General features: G+C 66.3%; 15 protein-coding genes. 9 read left to right on the plus strand and 6 right to left on the minus strand.

Going from position 1 to position 15,762, the window contains the following annotated elements:
* The first annotated feature begins 15 nt into the window (after positions 1 to 15).
* Positions 16 to 1,224, plus strand: coding sequence for an APC family permease (locus tag HT136_RS18235; protein WP_214201257.1), 1,209 nt, complete (start codon positions 16 to 18; stop codon positions 1,222 to 1,224).
* Here the strand turns inward: HT136_RS18235 and pnuC are convergent.
* Genes pnuC through HT136_RS18250 form a run of 3 tightly spaced genes read right to left on the minus strand, consistent with a single transcriptional unit; the run spans position 1,221 to position 2,475 of the window.
* Complete coding sequence (gene pnuC, locus HT136_RS18240) at positions 1,221 to 1,817, minus strand: nicotinamide riboside transporter PnuC (protein ID WP_214201258.1); 597 nt, start codon at positions 1,815 to 1,817, stop codon at positions 1,221 to 1,223. The genes HT136_RS18235 and pnuC overlap by 4 nt on opposite strands.
* The gene (locus HT136_RS18245) at positions 1,814 to 2,161 is read right to left on the minus strand and encodes an arsenate reductase (RefSeq protein ID WP_214201259.1); all 348 of its coding nucleotides are present in this window, start codon (positions 2,159 to 2,161) and stop codon (positions 1,814 to 1,816) included. Before HT136_RS18245 ends, pnuC begins: the two co-directional genes overlap by 4 nt.
* Positions 2,158 to 2,475, minus strand: coding sequence for an antibiotic biosynthesis monooxygenase family protein (locus HT136_RS18250; RefSeq protein ID WP_214201378.1), 318 nt, complete (start codon positions 2,473 to 2,475; stop codon positions 2,158 to 2,160). The genes HT136_RS18245 and HT136_RS18250 overlap by 4 nt, the downstream gene beginning before the upstream one ends.
* A gap of 82 nt (positions 2,476 to 2,557) precedes the next feature.
* On the opposite strand from HT136_RS18250, the gene aroC reads away from it, so the two are divergent.
* The 5 genes from aroC (at position 2,558) to HT136_RS18275 (ending at position 8,064) form a co-directional block, all read left to right on the plus strand.
* Complete coding sequence (aroC, locus tag HT136_RS18255) at positions 2,558 to 3,670, plus strand: chorismate synthase (protein ID WP_214201260.1); 1,113 nt, start codon at positions 2,558 to 2,560, stop codon at positions 3,668 to 3,670.
* A gap of 7 nt (positions 3,671 to 3,677) precedes the next feature.
* Positions 3,678 to 4,097 carry a GFA family protein gene (locus HT136_RS18260; protein WP_343222235.1) on the plus strand — a complete coding sequence of 140 codons (420 nt, stop codon included), beginning with the start codon at positions 3,678 to 3,680 and terminating at the stop codon, positions 4,095 to 4,097.
* Positions 4,090 to 4,575: a YaiI/YqxD family protein gene (locus tag HT136_RS18265; protein WP_214201261.1), complete on the plus strand. Its 486-nt coding sequence runs from the start codon at positions 4,090 to 4,092 to the stop codon at positions 4,573 to 4,575. Before HT136_RS18260 ends, HT136_RS18265 begins: the two co-directional genes overlap by 8 nt.
* 103 nt (positions 4,576 to 4,678) lie before the next feature.
* Entirely contained in the window at positions 4,679 to 5,098 is a 420-nt protein-coding gene (locus tag HT136_RS18270; protein WP_246543887.1) for an SPFH domain-containing protein, read from the plus strand.
* A gap of 98 nt (positions 5,099 to 5,196) precedes the next feature.
* Entirely contained in the window at positions 5,197 to 8,064 is a 2,868-nt protein-coding gene (locus HT136_RS18275) for a TonB-dependent receptor (RefSeq protein ID WP_214201262.1), read from the plus strand.
* Positions 8,065 to 8,181: 117 nt separating this feature from the next.
* On the opposite strand, the gene acpA is transcribed toward HT136_RS18275, so the two are convergent.
* Positions 8,182 to 9,867: an acid phosphatase gene (gene acpA, locus HT136_RS18280; RefSeq protein WP_214201263.1), complete on the minus strand. Its 1,686-nt coding sequence runs from the start codon at positions 9,865 to 9,867 to the stop codon at positions 8,182 to 8,184.
* Between the two features lie 248 nt (positions 9,868 to 10,115).
* On the opposite strand from acpA, the gene ahpC reads away from it, so the two are divergent.
* Entirely contained in the window at positions 10,116 to 10,679 is a 564-nt protein-coding gene (gene ahpC, locus HT136_RS18285; RefSeq protein ID WP_214201264.1) for an alkyl hydroperoxide reductase subunit C, read from the plus strand.
* 213 nt (positions 10,680 to 10,892) lie between these two features.
* Positions 10,893 to 12,506 carry an alkyl hydroperoxide reductase subunit F gene (gene ahpF / locus HT136_RS18290; protein ID WP_214201265.1) on the plus strand — a complete coding sequence of 538 codons (1,614 nt, stop codon included), beginning with the start codon at positions 10,893 to 10,895 and terminating at the stop codon, positions 12,504 to 12,506.
* 171 nt (positions 12,507 to 12,677) lie between these two features.
* On the opposite strand, the gene HT136_RS18295 is transcribed toward ahpF, so the two are convergent.
* Complete coding sequence (locus tag HT136_RS18295; protein ID WP_214201266.1) at positions 12,678 to 13,469, minus strand: TonB-dependent receptor domain-containing protein; 792 nt, start codon at positions 13,467 to 13,469, stop codon at positions 12,678 to 12,680.
* A 61-nt stretch (positions 13,470 to 13,530) separates the two neighbouring features.
* Here HT136_RS18295 and HT136_RS18300 point away from each other — a divergent pair, with 61 nt between their 5' ends.
* The gene (locus HT136_RS18300) at positions 13,531 to 14,769 is read left to right on the plus strand and encodes a PepSY-associated TM helix domain-containing protein (RefSeq protein ID WP_214201267.1); all 1,239 of its coding nucleotides are present in this window, start codon (positions 13,531 to 13,533) and stop codon (positions 14,767 to 14,769) included.
* A gap of 400 nt (positions 14,770 to 15,169) precedes the next feature.
* On the opposite strand, the gene HT136_RS18305 is transcribed toward HT136_RS18300, so the two are convergent.
* The gene (locus HT136_RS18305; protein WP_214201268.1) at positions 15,170 to 15,754 is read right to left on the minus strand and encodes a Smr/MutS family protein; all 585 of its coding nucleotides are present in this window, start codon (positions 15,752 to 15,754) and stop codon (positions 15,170 to 15,172) included.
* Between the last annotated feature and the right edge of the window lie 8 nt (positions 15,755 to 15,762).

Genomic DNA, 15,762 nt, shown 5'->3' on the forward strand with positions numbered 1-15,762 from the left:
CGGAACAGCCTAAAAATGTCCCTGCCTCCGATCGACATCGGCCTCGCCCTCGCGGGGCTGGCCTGCGGCGCCCTGCTCGTCTGGCCGCGCCTGGTCCGCGCGCGCCTGTGGCGCGCCAGTATCACTCCGCTGGCCTCGATCATCGGCAGCGGCTTCCTGATCCTGGGGCCGATCCTTACCGACAGTTTCGGCACCTGGGGCATTGCCGCGATGGCGCTGCTGTGCCTCGCTGGCTACCTGTTCGGCGCGGCGATCCGTTACAATATCGCGCAGATCGAGGACGGCCACCACGAGAGCCCCCTCTCCCGCCACCTCGAGCGCATCGCGAGCTGGGCCCTGGCCTTCGCCTACGTCATTTCGGTCGCCTACTACCTCAACTTGTTCGGGGCCTTCGCCGCGCGCATATTCGGCGCGCCTTCCGGCGAACTGGCGCGGCTGATCACGAGCGGGGCCTATGGCCTCATCCTTGTCGCCGGGCTGACCAAGGGATTCGCGCTGCTCGAGCGGATGGAGCAGCTGACCGTCTCGATCAAGCTGGTCATCATCGCCGCGCTGATCGGCGCGCTCACCGTCCACGCCGGGATCGAATGGGACCATGGCACGCTGGCGCAAAGTGGCACGAAGCTGGGCCCGCTCGCCGCGCTGCAACTGATGTTCGGCCTCGTCATCACGGTGCAGGGCTTCGAGACCTCGCGCTATCTCGGCGCGCATTACTCCGCACCCGAACGCCAGACCTCGATGAAGCTGGCGCAAGGGATCGCGAGCGGCATCTACCTCGTCTACGTCGTCCTGCTCGCGACGAGCTTTGCGAGCGGCAGCTTCACGCTCACCGAAACCGCGATCATCGACATCATGCGCACCGTCTCGGCGGTGCTCGGCCCGCTCCTGATCGTCGCGGCGCTCAGCGCCCAGTTCAGCGCGGCGGTCGCCGACACCAACGGAGCCGGCGGCCTCGTTGCCGAACTGACCCACGCGCGCTTCGGCATGAAGCCGACCTACCTCCTGCTGATCGGCGCGGGGCTGGCGCTGACCTGGCTTGCCGACGTGTTCCAGATCGTCAGCTACGCCAGCCGCGCCTTCGCCTTCTATTACGCGATCCAGAGCGCGCTCGCCGCGATCCGCGCACGCTCGGCCGGCGCAAGCCGCCTGCGCATCGCGGGATACGCGGCGCTCGGCCTGCTCGGCCTTGCCGCCGCGCTCTTCGGGACCTCGGTCGAAAGCTAGGCCGCAACCGTGTCCTTGCGCGCGGCACGAACCCATTCGACGAGCCCCAGCACCGAAAGTACGAGCATCAGCGCGTAGATCACGGCCGTGGGGTAGAGCCCGCGGTTGAGGTAGAGGCCCACCGCGACCACGTCGACGAGAATCCACACCACCCAGTTCTCGACCCGCCGAAACGCCAACAGGATCTGCGCGGTCACGCTTGCCCCGGTGACGGCGGCATCGGCGAAGGGCAGCGCGGCATCGGTAAAGCGGTTGAGCACCAGGCCCAGGTTCAGCGCCACCGCCAGCGTCGCCACCGCCCAGACCGTGCGGCTCCAGCCATCAAGCCAGCGCACCGGCACCTGACCATGTTCGTGCTCGCGGGTCAAAGTGCGCTGCCACAGCCACCAGCCCCAGGCCTGCGCCGCGAAGAAGAACACCTGCAGGCCCGCCTCGGCGTAAAGCTTCTGGCTCCAGAACACGAAGACGTAGCAGGCCACCATGGCCATGCCGAACGGGTAGTTCCACACCGATCGGCGCACCAGCAGCCCTACGTTGAGAACGCCGAAACCGGCCGCCACCCACTCCAGGATGGCCGCAAGCTGCGGGCTCATCCCAGGACGGCTTCCCACTGCATCTGGTTGAACCCGACGAGCAGGCCCTTGGGATGCTCGACCACCGGGCGCTTGATGGTGCTGGTGTACTGGGTCATCAGCGCCACCGCCTTGGCATCGTCGATGTCCGCCTTCTCCGCGTCCGAGAGCTTGCGGAAGGTGGTGCCGGCCTTGTTGAGCACCGCACCCACGCCCGCCTTTGCCACCCAGTCGGCAAGCTTTTGCGGATCGGCGCCTTCCTTCTTGTAGTCATGGAAGGTGTAGTCGATGCCGCGTGCCTCGAGCCACTTTCGCGCCTTCTTCACCGTGTCGCAGTTCGGGATACCGTAGACGTCGAGGCTCACGAGAGGGGCTCCTTCCATTCGAATTCGTGGATGCGCGGGGCGTCGCACGCAAACAGGGTGTAACTGGCGTAGTAGCGCGCACGGCCCTCGCCCTGGACCAGGGCATGTTCGGCCTGGCGACCCCAGGCGCGCGCACTTGCCTCGTCGGCCCATTCGGACAGGGCAACGACCTCGCCATCCTCGCTGGTATAGCTCTTGAAGGCAAGGAAACCGGGTTGGCGGCGCGCGAGCGCGTCCATCGCCTCGGCATCGCGGGCATAGGCGCGCGCATCGATGTCGGCGCGCTTGCGGTTGCGGAAGACGACAAGAAACATCGTCCCGGCCATGGCCCGCGCACCAATCGTGTGCAAGCGCTAATACTGGACAAACGATGCATTGCGCGACAAAGCGCGTGCCATGTCCGCAAACACGTTTGGCCGTCTCTTTCGATTCACCACCTGGGGCGAGAGCCACGGGCCTGCCATTGGCGCCGTCGTCGACGGGTGCCCCCCGGGCCTCGCGATCGACGAAAGCGTGATCCAGCCTTTCCTCGATGCGCGCAAGCCCGGCACCAGCAAGTTCACCACCCAGCGCAAGGAGCCCGACCAGGTCCGTATCCTTTCGGGCGTGTTCGAGGCGCCCGATGGCGTGCAGCGTACCACCGGCACCCCGATCAGCCTGATGATCGAGAATGTCGACCAGCGCTCGAAGGACTATTCGGACGTCGCGCGCGCCTATCGCCCGGGCCACGCCGACTACGCCTACGACGCCAAGTACGGTTTTCGCGACTACCGCGGCGGCGGGCGTTCCTCGGCGCGCGAGACCGCCAGCCGCGTGGCCGCCGGCGCTGTCGCGCGCCTCGTCATCCCGGAAGTGACGATCCTCGCCTATGTTTCGGAAATCGGCGGCGACATGATCGACCCGGCCAACTTCGACGCCGAGGAAATCGGCAACAACCCCTTCTTCTGCCCCGATGCGGCCGCCGCCAAGCGCTGGGAAGCGATCGTCGACGACGCGCGCAAGAGCGGTTCCTCGGTCGGTGCGGTCGTCGAATGCTACGCCAGCGGTGTTCCCGCGGGCTGGGGCGCCCCGCTCTACGGCAAGCTCGACGGTGATCTCGCTGCGGCCATGATGGGCATCAACGCGGTCAAGGGCGTCGAGATCGGCGACGGGTTCGCCGCCGCGCGCCTGACCGGCGAGGGCAATGCCGACCCGATGCGCCCGGCCACCGAAACCGGCCCCGACGGCGCCCCCGAATTCCTCGCCAACCACGCGGGCGGCATCGCGGGCGGGATCTCGACCGGCCAGCCGGTGACCTGCCGCGTCGCGTTCAAGCCGACCAGCTCGATCCTCACCCCCCAGCCCACCGTCACGCGCCCCAACGAAAAGGGCGAACGCGAGGCGACCGAGTTGTTCACCAAGGGCCGCCACGACCCCTGCGTGGGCATTCGCGGGGTGCCCGTGGTCGAGGCGATGATGGCCTGCGTGCTGGCCGATCACAAGCTGCTCCACCGCGGCCAGTGCGGCTGAGCACGGCGTGCGCGACGAACCCGTCTCCTGCGCCTGCCACTGCGGCACCGTGCGCTTCGAGGCGAGGCTCGTCGACGGGCTGAACACCGCGCGACGCTGCACCTGTTCGCTGTGCCGGATGCGCGGCGCGGTGGCGGTTTCGGTGGCGCTGGGCGGCATTCGCTTTACCGCTGGGGAAGACAACCTCGCGCGCTACCGCTTCAACACCGGCACCGCAGAGCATTTCTTCTGCAAGACCTGCGGCATCTACACCCACCACCAACGCCGCTCGAACCCGGACCAATACGGTGTCAACTTCGCCTGCATCGAAGGCATGAGCCCTTTCGACCTTACCGAAGTGATCGTCAACGACGGGCAAAACCACCCCAGCGACACCGGCGGCGAAACGCGCCGCGCCGGCATCTTGCGCTTCTTCGCCGATGACTGATGCAAGGCCTTCGATCCGCATCCTCGTCGATGCCGATGCCTGCCCGGTGAAGGAGGAGATCTACAAGGTCGCCGAGCGCTACAAGGTGCCCGTCGTCGTTGTCTCCAACCAGATCATCCGTATTCCGCAGAGCCCGCGCGTCAGCCGCAAGATCGTCAGCGACGCGTTCGACGCCGCCGACGACTGGATCGCCGAGAACACCGCCCGGGGCTCTGTCGTCGTGACCAACGACATCCTGCTGGCAGACCGCTGCCTCAAAGCGGGCGGAGAAGTGCTCGCGGCGAACGGCAAGGCCTTCACCATGGCCTCGATCGGCGGGGCGATCGCGACACGTGCGATCATGGCGGACTTGCGCGCGGGCGGCGACCAGCTCGGCGGCCCTCCCCCGTTCTCGAAACAGGACCGCTCGCGCTTCCTCTCCGCGCTCGACCAGACGCTCGTAAAGTTGCTGCGCGCCGCACAATCAGGACAACCATAGGAAAAGCCCGCCGAAAATCGGCACAGATCCAAACGGTTTCGCTGGCTCCACCCACCACCCCTGCTAAATTGCTCAGGATATTTCCAAATTGGGGGGCAATCTCATGAACCGTACATCCGACAGCTTGATCAAGATTGCAGCGACTTTCGTCATTCTGCTGGCGGTAGTGGTTGGCGGAGGCCTCGGGTCGTGCGCCGCGTACAATTCACTGCGCGTATGGAATGCGCAGGTCGCAGGCGAAGCCCAATTGGCGCAGGCAACGCAGAACCGTCGGATCGCCGTACTCGAAGCACAAGCCGCGCTCGATAGCGCAAAGCTCAAGGCCTCTGCCGAAGTCGAGCGCGCGAAGGGGCTCGCCGCGGCCAATCGTATCGTCGCCGATAGCCTCGGTGGTCCGGAGGGATACCTGCGCTACCTTTACATCCAGAATCTCGAAGAATCGAAAGGTCAGATCATCTACGTACCAACCGAAGGCGGGCTTCCCATCCTCGAGGCTGGCAAGCGCGGGTACTCTGCCGACTGAGAGCGGAACTGCGCAACGCCGCCAACCTGTAGCAGGGCGATACATTTTCTTACCATTTGAGGATGTCGCAAGGCACCCGCCAGACGTAGCGCGGCACCATGAACACCTGTCCGCGTCCGCGCCGCCCGTCCCGGCTCTCGATCCTGCTTCTCGCGTCCGGCGCGACGCTGGTGCCGCACCTGGCCGTGGCCCAGAGCGGTGCCGGAGCAAGCGCGAGTTCGCCCGGATCGACGCGCCAGGCTTCCAGTTCGGCCGATGCCGCCGCGATGGACGAGATCATCGTCACGGGGCAGGCCGTCCCCGGCGCGGTGATCGGTGACATTCCGCCCGAGAACCAGATCGGACGGCAGGAAATCGAGAGCTACGGCGTCGATTCGATCAACGACCTGCTCGACCAGATCGCCGACCAGACCACCAGCATCGAGGGGCGCGATTCGTCGAGTGGTCCGGTGGTGCTGGTCAACGGCAAGCGCATTTCGGGTGTCAACGAGGTCGGCGACCTGCCGGTGGAATCGGTGCTGCGGGTCGACATCCTGCCCGAGGAAGTCGCGCTCAAGTACGGCTATGACGCCCAGCAAAAGGTCGTGAACATCATCCTCAAGCGCCGCTTCCAGTCGAAGGTGGTGAACCTCGAGGGCGGCATGTCGATGCAAGGTGGCGGCGAAAGCGGGCAAGGCGGCTTTGTCTACACCCGAATCCACGACAACGACCGGCTCAATGTGATGGGCCGCATCAAGGCCCAGGCCTCGCTGCTGGAAAGCGATCGCGACATCGAACCCGATGCGGACAGCGGCATCACCGAGGCGGCCGGCCTTGCCGACGATCGCAAATACCGTACCTTGCAGGCCGAGACGCGCACCTACCAGGGCAACGCCAGCCTCGCCCACGACATCAGCTCGAACGCCAACGCCTCGTTCTACCTGCGCGGTGAATATACGACTTCGGACTCGCTCGACGGCCTGGCCAGCGGCGACCTGTCGATCCCCGCCGACAGCCCCTACGGCAGCGGCAGCGACACGACGATCAGCCGCTATCTCTCCGACGATGCGCTGAACAAGTCGGCGCAAAGCGCGACCTTCTCGGGCGGCGGCACGCTCAACGTCGATTTGTCGACGCGCTGGAAGCTCTCGGTCGTCGGCAGTTATTCGTACGCCCAGAGCGATACCCGCACCGACACCGGTTACGATACCGACGCGCTTCAGGCCGCGCTCGATGCGGGCGATGCCGCGGTCGATCCCTACGGCGTCCTCAATCCCAGCCTGCTCGGCGCGATGCAGACCAACCGTGCCAAGTCGACCAGCAACACCGGCAGCGCCAGCGCGGTGCTGCTGGGCAAGGGCTTCGCGCTGCCCGCCGGCGACATCGGGCTCGCCCTCAAGCTCGGCGCGGACTTCACCGCACAGGACGCCGAGACCACGCAAGCCAGCGGCGTGACTTCGAGCGACACAACCCGCAACACCGAATCCGCGCGGCTCAACATCGACATTCCGCTCACCAGCAAGAGCAACGACGTCCTTGGCGCCGTGGGCACGCTCAGCCTGAACCTCAACGGGGGCGTCACGCAGGTTTCCGACTATGGCGCGCTCGGCACCTTCGGCTACGGGCTGACCTGGACCCCGTTCACCGGACTGAGCGTGATCGCCGCCTTCAACGAGGACCGCAACGCACCGACCGTCGCCCAGCTCAACGGCCCGGTCATCACCACCACCAATTCGCGCGTCTACGACTATGTGACCGGCGAGACCGTGCTCGTCACCCGCGTCTCGGGTGGCAATCCCGATCTCAAGGCCGACGACCGCCACGTCTTCAAGCTGGGCATCAACGCCAGGCTGATGGACAGCCCCAAGCTCAACTTCACGCTCAACTACGCCGACAGCGACACGCGCAACGCGATCATCACGCCCGGCGGCGTGACCGCCGCGCTCGAGGACGCCTTCCCCGACCTCTACACCCGCGATGCCAACGGCACGCTGACCGGCATCGATGCCCGCTCGATCAACGTCTACCGCGAGCAGAAGCGCCAGTTGCGCTGGGGCTTCAACATGTCCGCCGTGCTGCGCAAGGCCAAGCGCCCCTCGCGCCCGCCCTGGGGCGATGGCCCGCCGCCCTGGGCGCGGCGCCAGCAGGAAGGTGCAACGGTCGGCGCCAACGGCCCCGACGCGCCCAGGGGTCAGGCCAGACAAGCGCCGGGCGAAGGTGAACAGGCAAGGCTCGACGCCGACGGCAAACCGATGGTGGGGCCCGACGGCAACGTCATCACGGTAACCGGCGATCGCCCGGGCGAAGGCGGTCCTGGCGGTGGCTTCGGCCCGCCGCCGGGCGGGCCCGACGGCATGGGGCCGCCTCCTGACGGAATGGGTCCGCCCGATGGCATGGGTCCCCCCGACGGCATGGGACCGCCCCCCGGCGGTGGCCCCGGTGGCCCGGGCGGTCCCGGTGGTCCGCATGGTCCTGGCGGGCGCGGCTTCTTCGGGGGTAGCAGCAACGAAGCGCGGCTGATGTTCTCGCTCTACCACACCTGGGTCTTGCAGGACGAAGTCCAGCTCACCGCCGATTCCGCCTCCATCGACCTGCTCGACGGCGGCACGATCACGGGCAGCGCGACCTCGCGCCACAAGGTGCAGGCGCAGCTGGGGGTGACCGACAATGGTCTGGGTCTGCGCTTCGATGCCAACTGGCAGTCGGCCACCGACGTCGACGGCTCGAGCGTCACCTCCTCCTCGGATGGCGAGTTGCACTTCTCCTCGCTGTTCACGCTCGACGCGCGGATCTTCGCAAACCTGCAGAACCGCTTCCGGGGCAAGGGCTGGGCCGAGGGCACGCGCGTCTCGCTTTCGGTCGAGAACCTGTTCAACCAGCGCCAGCGCGTAACCGACGAGACGGGCACCACGCCCTACGCCTACCAGCAGGACTATCTCGATCCGCTGGGGCGCACGGTAAAGCTCTCGCTGCGCAGGATTTTCTAAGGAGGATTCAAGAGGCCATCGCCCCTTGGACCCCAAACCCGTCAACCTCGCGCCGTCCTCGACGGGAATGGGAGCTCGAGGGGCTGTGCCCCTCGAACCCCCTCTTTTTTCTTGTTCTTACGAGAAGCGCAGCGCCCCGGTCAGGTCGCCCGGCGCAGGCCCCCCGGCGGCAACCATCGCCTGCTCACGCTCGAGGAGGCCGGGCAGCTTGCGCAGGCCGAAGCGGCGCGTCAGGAAGCGTGCGATCGAGCCGGTGTCGTAGATCGTGTGGTCGACCTCGCCCTTCTTCGCGTAGGGGCTGACGATCAGCGCAGGAATGCGCGTGCCCGGCCCCCAGCGGTCGCCCTTGGGCGGGGCCACGTGGTCCCACCAGCCACCGTTCTCGTCGAAGGTGATCACCACCAGCATCCTGTCCCATTGGGGTGAGTTCTTCAGCGCCTCGATCACCCCGGTGATGTGCCGGTCGCCCGCGTCGACGTCCGAATAGCCGGCGTGCATGTTGAGGTTGCCCTGCGGCTTGTAGAAGGCGACTTGCGGCAGCTTACCCGCCGCGACATCGGCGAGGAACCGGTTGGTGCGCGCGGTTTCGCCGGTGCCGCCATCGCGCAAGTGCCTGGCGCGCGCCTCGGTTCCGGGGCCGAACTGCTGGTAGTAGTTGAGCGGCTGGTGATGCGGCTGGAAGTTGGGCCTAGAGGGGAAGTCCTTAGAATTAAGCTGGCCCTCCAGCGCCTGCGCCCAGCCGCCCGCGTACCAGGCCCATTCGACACCGCGCTCGGACAGCACGTCGCCGATGGTGTCGTGGCTCTGCGGAATGAGCGTGTGCCCGCTCTGCCAGTTGGCGTAGCCCGGCCGCTCAGGGTCGAGCTCGTATGTCGGCGCGAATGGCGGGAGCATCGTGTTGACCGCGTAGAAGTCGGGCGAGAGCGTGTTCGTCACGAAGCTGACGGGTCCGTCCATCGCGCTCGGCGGAGACTTCGCGGTCTGCTTGGGCACGATGCCCTTGGGATCGTCGCCCTCGAGCACCGCGATGCGCCCCTTGGCCGGACTCGTGTCGGCCTCGGGATAGAACGGCGGGCGCGCCGCGATCAGGTACTGGTGATTGAGGAAGGAGCCCCCGAAGGCCCCCATGAAGAAGTTGTCGCACAAGGTGAACTCGCGCGCGACCTGCCACAGGCGCAAGTTCGCCGCGTTGTCGGCGTAGTGCCCCATCGTCAGTGCGCCCGAATCGCCCCAGGCGACGAAGCCGTCGTTCTTGCCCCCGTTGATCTGCAACTGGTTGTTGTAGAAGGCGTGGATGAGGTCGCGCGTGACAACCCCGTGCGGCAGCGGGTCGCCCTCGGGCGTCGCCAGCGCAAAAGGCGCGTTGGCCAGCGGGGCGATGTCGTCGGGGCCGATCTTGTAGCTGGTGTGCTCGACGACCTGCTCGCTCGGCACGAGGCCCTCCCAGATCGGCGGCAGCTGCTTGAGCAGGCTGCCGTCGCGGTCGCGCTGCGCGGCGCGTTCGGGCGAGACTTTGGCGAGCGGCTGCTCGAGCCCGGGAAAGTCGCCGAAGAGATTGTTGAAGCTGCGGTTCTCCGCATAGATCACGACGACGGTGTCGATATGCGCGGCAAGCTCGGCGTCGCTGGGCGCGCGCGTGCCCTTGCGGCTCTTCGCCTCGGCTTCGCCCGCGACCATCGGCGCCACCGCGACGGCCCCGGCCGTGGCCATGAGCCCGCCCAGCAGGCGGCGGCGCGAGGGGTTGGGAAGTTCGTCGGAAACGGCTGTCGTTTCGGCGGGCGTGCGATCATCGTTCTGGGACATGGGCGCAGGGTCTAGGCCGGGGCACACGCGGCTGCAACGTCATAAAGTGTCATAAGGAAAACGCGGATTTACCCGATCCCCAGCGCCAAATTCGCTGCACCTGCGCTTTATCGAGGTTTTCGCTCAATCTCCCTGCGAATAATCGCACAAACCGATCAACCCAATCGGATCAACCCGCTACAAAATGTCACCCGGTGCGCCTATCTCACCCTCGTCAGTTCAACACACCCAACCGAGGGAGATTTCTCATGGGTATCATCGGAAGCAAGATCCAGCCGTTCACCAACACTGCCTATCAGGAAGGCAAGGACTTCTTCGACGTCACCGAAGCCGACATCGCCGGCAAGTGGGCCGTCTTCTTCTTCTACCCCGCCGACTTCACCTTCGTGTGCCCGACCGAACTCGAAGACCTCGGCGACCAGTACGCCACCCTCCAGTCGATGGGCGTGGAAGTGTTCGGCGTCTCGACCGACACGCACTTCAGCCACAAGGCCTGGCACGACACCTCGGACAAGATCGGCAAGATCAAGTACGCGTTCCTCGGTGACCAGAACCACGACCTCACCAAGAAGTTCGGCGTTCTGCGCGATGCCGGCCTCGCCGACCGCGCCACCTTCGTCGTCGATCCCGACGGCGTGATCCAGATCATGGAAATCACCTGCGAAGGCGTTGGCCGCAACGCGGGCGAACTGGTCCGCAAGATCAAGGCTGCCCAGTACGTGCGCAACAACCCCGGCCAGGTCTGCCCGGCCAAGTGGGAAGAAGGTTCGGAAACCCTCGCTCCCTCGCTTGACCTCGTCGGCAAGCTCTAAGACCGACGCGACAACGTATCCGGGGCGGGCCTGAGGCCCTCCCCGCGGTATCCGGGTCGCGTGAAGATGGTGCGCGGCCCGGGGCCTTCCCTCCCCCGAGCGCGCCCCCGCGCGCCCCGGATGCCGGCCAGATATGGCCCGGTGGAACCAGGAACCAGGCCCCGGACCGCCCCTCTCCCCAACGCATTTCTCTCTTTCCAGAAGGACCCTGCCATGCTCGACGCCACCGTGAAGCAACAGCTCTCCCAGTACCTCGCAATGCTGCGCGAGCCGATCGAGCTCGTCGCCTCGCTGGGCGACGATGCCAAGTCGGCCGAAACACGCGAACTGCTCACCACCATTTCCGAACTTTCGGACAAGGTCGCCGCGACCTTCGATGGTAATGACGCGCGCAAGCCCAGCTTCCTCATTCGCCGTACGTCGAACCCCGAGGCCTGCGTGCGCTTCGCCGGTGTTCCGCTCGGCCACGAATTCACCTCGCTGGTGCTCGCGCTGCTGTGGGCCGGCGGCCACCCGCCCAAGGTCGAGGACGAAGTTCTCCAGCAGATCCGCGAGCTCGAGGGCGAATACACCTTCGAGATGTATTTCTCGCTTTCGTGCCACAACTGCCCCGACGTGGTGCAGGCGCTGGCGCTGATGGCGCTCAACAACCCCAACGTGCACGCCACCCTGATCGAAGGCGGCGCATTCCAGGCCGAAGTCGAGGACCGCGGCGTGCTGGCGGTTCCCGCCGTCTTCCTCGACGGCGAGATGTGGGGTTCGGGCAAGATGGACGTCGCCGAGATCCTCGCCAAGCTCGACAGCAAGGCGGGCGAAAAGGCCGCCGCGAAGCTGGCCGAGAAGGCCCCCTTCGAAACGCTCGTGATCGGTGGTGGGCCCGCCGGTGCGGCCGCCGCGATCTACACCGCGCGCAAGGGCTTCAGCACCGGCATTGCGGCCGAACGCATGGGCGGCCAGGTCCAGGACACCATGGGCATCGAGAATTTCATCTCGGTTCCCTATACCGAAGGCCCCAAGCTCGCCGGTGCGCTGGAACAGCACATCAAGGAGTACGACATCGACTCGATGCCGCTACTGCGCGCCGAGAAGCTGATCCCGGCCAAGGAACTGGGCGGTTACCACGAAGTGGTGTTCGAGAACGGCGCCTCGCTCAAGGCGCGCTCGCTGGTCCTGACCACTGGCGCGCGCTGGCGTAACCTGGGCGTGCCCGGCGAAGCCGAGTACCGCACCAAGGGCGTGGCCTATTGCCCGCACTGCGACGGCCCGCTGTTCAAGGGCAAGCGCGTCGCAGTCATCGGTGGCGGCAACTCGGGCGTCGAAGCGGCGATCGACCTGGCCAACATCGTGGGCCACGTGACGCTCATCGAGTTCGACACCAAGCTGCGCGCCGACCAGGTGCTGCAGGACAAGCTGCGCTCGATGAAGAACGTGGTGATCCTCACGAACGCACAGTCGACCGAAGTCACCGGCGACGGCTCGAAGGTCAACGGGCTGCGCTACAAGGACCGCGACACCGGCGTCGAGACGCTGCTCGAACTGGAAGGCGTGTTCGTCCAGATCGGGCTCGTCCCCAACACCGAGTGGCTCAAGGACTCGGGTGTGGAACTCACGCCGCGCGGCGAGATCGTGATCGATGACAAGGCGGCCACCAACATCCCCGGCGTCTTCGCGGCGGGCGATGCGACCACCGTGCCCTACAAGCAGATCATCATCGCGATGGGCGAAGGCGCGAAGGCAGCGCTCTCGGCGTTCGACTTCCTGATCCGCAACGAGGCTCCGGCCGAAATCGCGCAAGGTGCGCAGAAGACCGCCGAACCGGTCGCCTGATCGCCCCGCGCGAGCTACCAGGTCCCAACGAAGAAGGGGCGGGAACCCACGCGGTTACCGCCCCTTCTTTCGTGCCCGGCAGCCCATGGCCGCGCCGGCTCACATGGACAGAGAGACCGAGGCGCGCACGCTCGGGCCATCGCCCGCATAGAGGCTCGTCCCGCCGGTCGCTCAGCAACGCTTGTTGAAGATGTTGTCGCCGTTGATGCGCAAGGTCACGACCTGGCCCGAGGGCATTTCCCAGCGGTAGTTGGCGCCGAGGCTGAACGGCACGTAGCCGGGCAGGCGCGCAAGGTTCTCATCGTCGGAAAAGCGCGCGCCAGTGTAGCAGGCACCGCCGTTGACGGCGAAGGCCGAACCCGACCAGCGCGGCGCGTTGACCACCTCGTTGCCGTCGAGTTCGTCCGAACCGGTCTTGGCCTGCTCGGAAACCAGACGCTGGCCGGACAAGGCAAGCGAGACGTTCTTCGCCAGGTTCCCCTGGAGCGAGGCTTCGAAGCCGCGATAGAGCGCGCGCCCGTTCACCACGTAATAGTTGGCCGCGTCGGTATAGGCGAGCGCCTGGTCGATGTGGAACCAGCTGAGCGCAGCACACGCGCCCAGGATCTCAAGACGGGCTCCCACTTCCCACTGCTTGCTGCGCGCAGGTGCCAGCACCTCGCCCGCGTTCTCGGCATCGTCGGGCGCGACGCCCGCGCTTTCCAGCCCCTGGAGATAGGAGGCGTAGAGACTGCTCTTCGCACTTGGACGCAGGACCAGCGCGGCCGAGGGGGTAACGGTATCGACGCGATAGTCGCCTTCGTCCGAGACGACACGGTAATCGACGAAGCGCGCGCCGCCGGGGACGCCGGGTCGGCCGTTGCCGACGTCGCGGCGGCCGCAGCGAACAGGAGCGCAAAGGACATTCTCGCGCTTTCGAAAGATTGGGTAGAGCGCGCGCCCACTATTCCTATTGCGAGGCATTTGCAATTATATTAGAGGCACTGCCAGGCCATGGGCGGCAAGGCAAGGTACTGCGCAGACGATGAAAAGGACCCTGTTCCGGATCCACAGCTGGCTCGGCATCAGTCTTGGGCTGGTGCTGGCGACGATGGGCGCGACCGGTGCGATGCTCGCCTACGAGGACGAACTCACGGGCCTGCTCGCCCCCACCTACACCGCGCCCGGCACGCCCGCGTCGCCGGATCTCTCGCCCGACGCGCTGGCCACTCGCCTTGAGGCGCGCTTCCCGGGCTACCACGTAAACCGGATCGACTGGACGATGGATCGCGACCAGTCGCACCAGGTGCGACTGGTCGGCTCGCCCTCCGGAGCACCGGGTGGCCACGCCGCACCGAACCGGATGACCGGCCGGGTCGATCGCGCCAGTGGAGCCTGGCTTCCCGAACCCGCCATCGTGCGCGCTTTTGCGACGATCGAGCACGTCCACCGTTGGCTGGCCCTCCCCGGCAAGGGGGATGGTCCGGGCCGCACGATCACCTTCCTCGGCGCGCTCGCACTGCTTGGTTTCGCCATGACCGGCCTGGCCTTGCGCTGGCCGCGTACGCGCCGCCAGTGGCGCAAGCTGCTGGTTCTCGACCTCCGCCAGCGCAAGGGTCGCCTGCGCGTCCTCCACCGGGTGGTTGGCCTCTGGCTGCTCCCGCTCTACCTTGTCAGCGCGTTGACCGGGCTGTGGTGGGGGAGCGATACCTACAAGACCGGCGTGCGCCTCCTGCTGGTGGGCCCTACGGCGACGTGCGACGAAACCAGGCACCCGAAAAGCAAAGGCAAGGACAAGGCCGAGGCCGAGGGCACGCCGATCTGGCACGCCAACGCCGCCTGGAACGCTCTCGCCCGCATGCCCGTCCCGGCTTACGCTTCGGCGCGGATCACGATGGCGGGCGGCGGCCAGCGCGTCAGGATCGAAGCCCTGCCTCGCAACGCCCGCCACGCCAAGCAGGTCGACCTTTACGACTTTGCCGCCAGGGACGGCGCCCTGCTCAAAACCGAACCGTACAAGGACGTGCCCGTGGGACAGCGGATCGTGGATGCGGTGTTCCAGATCCACAAGGGCGCCTACTTCGGTCCGTTCGGCCGCGCGGCGCTGTTCGTCTCGAGCCTGTTCCTACCCTTTTTCGCGATCAGCGGGTTGCTCTTCTGGTGGCAGCGCCGCCCCCGGCGCCGGAAGCCGGCCCAGGGCGCCAGGCCGCGCGCACGCTCTCCGATCGGACCCGCGAGCCCCGCGCTCTCGGCGGAAAAAAGTGCCGGAATCACGGTGGGTTGAATTTTTTGAATTTTTCGTCTATATCCCAGGGATGACGAACACTATTTCAGAATTCTCCCGCTTCTCTTATTTAGACGAAAACTTTCAGGACTTGCGCAACTATTGCGAAGACAAAGGCATCTGGATTTGCCAGTCGCTTCGCCGCAAGGGGCCACTTACTTTTGCCCTCGCAAGAAATGATCAAGTTGCCTCAGACCTGAGTTCGCGTTTCAGCTGATCTATTCAAAAGGTCGCATGATATTCATGCGGCCTTTTTGCTATTTTCGACAGTGGGGAGGCCCAAAAGGCCAACTGTGCCGAGAGCGTTTTCCAGCCATAGTGAATCACTTGGCATTTCAGAAAACGCGGTAAAACAAGAGCATAGAGCGGCCAACCTGACGCAGTCGGATCGAGAAACGCTCTAGCGGTGGCGCCTCAGCACGATGTAGAGCGCCCCCTGCCCGCCATGCCGCCGATGTGCCCCGCGAATGGCCACGATGTCGCTGGCATGCTCGCTTACCATAAGCCAATCCTTGATCTTGGCGCGAATGGCGCCGCGACTGTCGGCCCGGTCCATCGCATCCACCGGACGCGGCTTGCCGGTCACCACCAGCACCACGCGCGCGCCCATCGCCTTGGCCTGCGACAGCCCACCCATCAACCGGCGGTAGGCCATGTCGAGGTTCGAGCCGTGAAGGTCGAGACTGAAGTCGGGCAGCAGCGTGCCCTTGGCGATGCGCCGCTCCCACGAACCGTCAAGATGGACAGGCGCATCGGACTTCGCCGCAGGCTTGGCCGCGACGGGCTTGGGCGGCAGGGGTGGCGGCACGCGCCCTTTGACCTTCTTGCGGGGGACGGTCGGTGCGGGCGCGGGCGCGTCCTTGGCGGGCGGCTGCGCCTTCGCGACGGGCACACGCGTGGCCGGGGCGAGCGGCTTGACCGTGCGCGCCACCTCGCCCCAGAGACGCGCCTCTTCCTCGCTGAGCCTGCGCCCCGGCCGCCTCACCGCCACAC

The sequence above is a fragment of the Novosphingobium profundi genome (assembly GCF_018491765.1).
Lineage (GTDB): Bacteria > Pseudomonadota > Alphaproteobacteria > Sphingomonadales > Sphingomonadaceae > Novosphingobium > Novosphingobium profundi.

Bases quoted from the DNA above. Each gene is read 5' to 3' on its own strand.
- HT136_RS18235 (WP_214201257.1), top strand. From the start codon at position 16: ATGTCCCTGCCTCCGATCGACATCGGCCTCGCCCTCGCGGGGCTGGCC.
- pnuC (WP_214201258.1), bottom strand. From the start codon at position 1,817: ATGAGCCCGCAGCTTGCGGCCATCCTGGAGTGGGTGGCGGCCGGTTTC.
- HT136_RS18250 (WP_214201378.1), bottom strand. From the start codon at position 2,475: ATGTTTCTTGTCGTCTTCCGCAACCGCAAGCGCGCCGACATCGATGCG.
- aroC (WP_214201260.1), top strand. From the start codon at position 2,558: ATGTCCGCAAACACGTTTGGCCGTCTCTTTCGATTCACCACCTGGGGC.
- HT136_RS18265 (WP_214201261.1), top strand. From the start codon at position 4,090: ATGACTGATGCAAGGCCTTCGATCCGCATCCTCGTCGATGCCGATGCC.
- HT136_RS18270 (WP_246543887.1), top strand. From the start codon at position 4,679: ATGAACCGTACATCCGACAGCTTGATCAAGATTGCAGCGACTTTCGTC.
- HT136_RS18275 (WP_214201262.1), top strand. From the start codon at position 5,197: ATGAACACCTGTCCGCGTCCGCGCCGCCCGTCCCGGCTCTCGATCCTG.
- acpA (WP_214201263.1), bottom strand. From the start codon at position 9,867: ATGTCCCAGAACGATGATCGCACGCCCGCCGAAACGACAGCCGTTTCC.
- ahpC (WP_214201264.1), top strand. From the start codon at position 10,116: ATGGGTATCATCGGAAGCAAGATCCAGCCGTTCACCAACACTGCCTAT.
- ahpF (WP_214201265.1), top strand. From the start codon at position 10,893: ATGCTCGACGCCACCGTGAAGCAACAGCTCTCCCAGTACCTCGCAATG.
- HT136_RS18295 (WP_214201266.1), bottom strand. From the start codon at position 13,469: ATGCCTCGCAATAGGAATAGTGGGCGCGCGCTCTACCCAATCTTTCGA.
- HT136_RS18300 (WP_214201267.1), top strand. From the start codon at position 13,531: ATGAAAAGGACCCTGTTCCGGATCCACAGCTGGCTCGGCATCAGTCTT.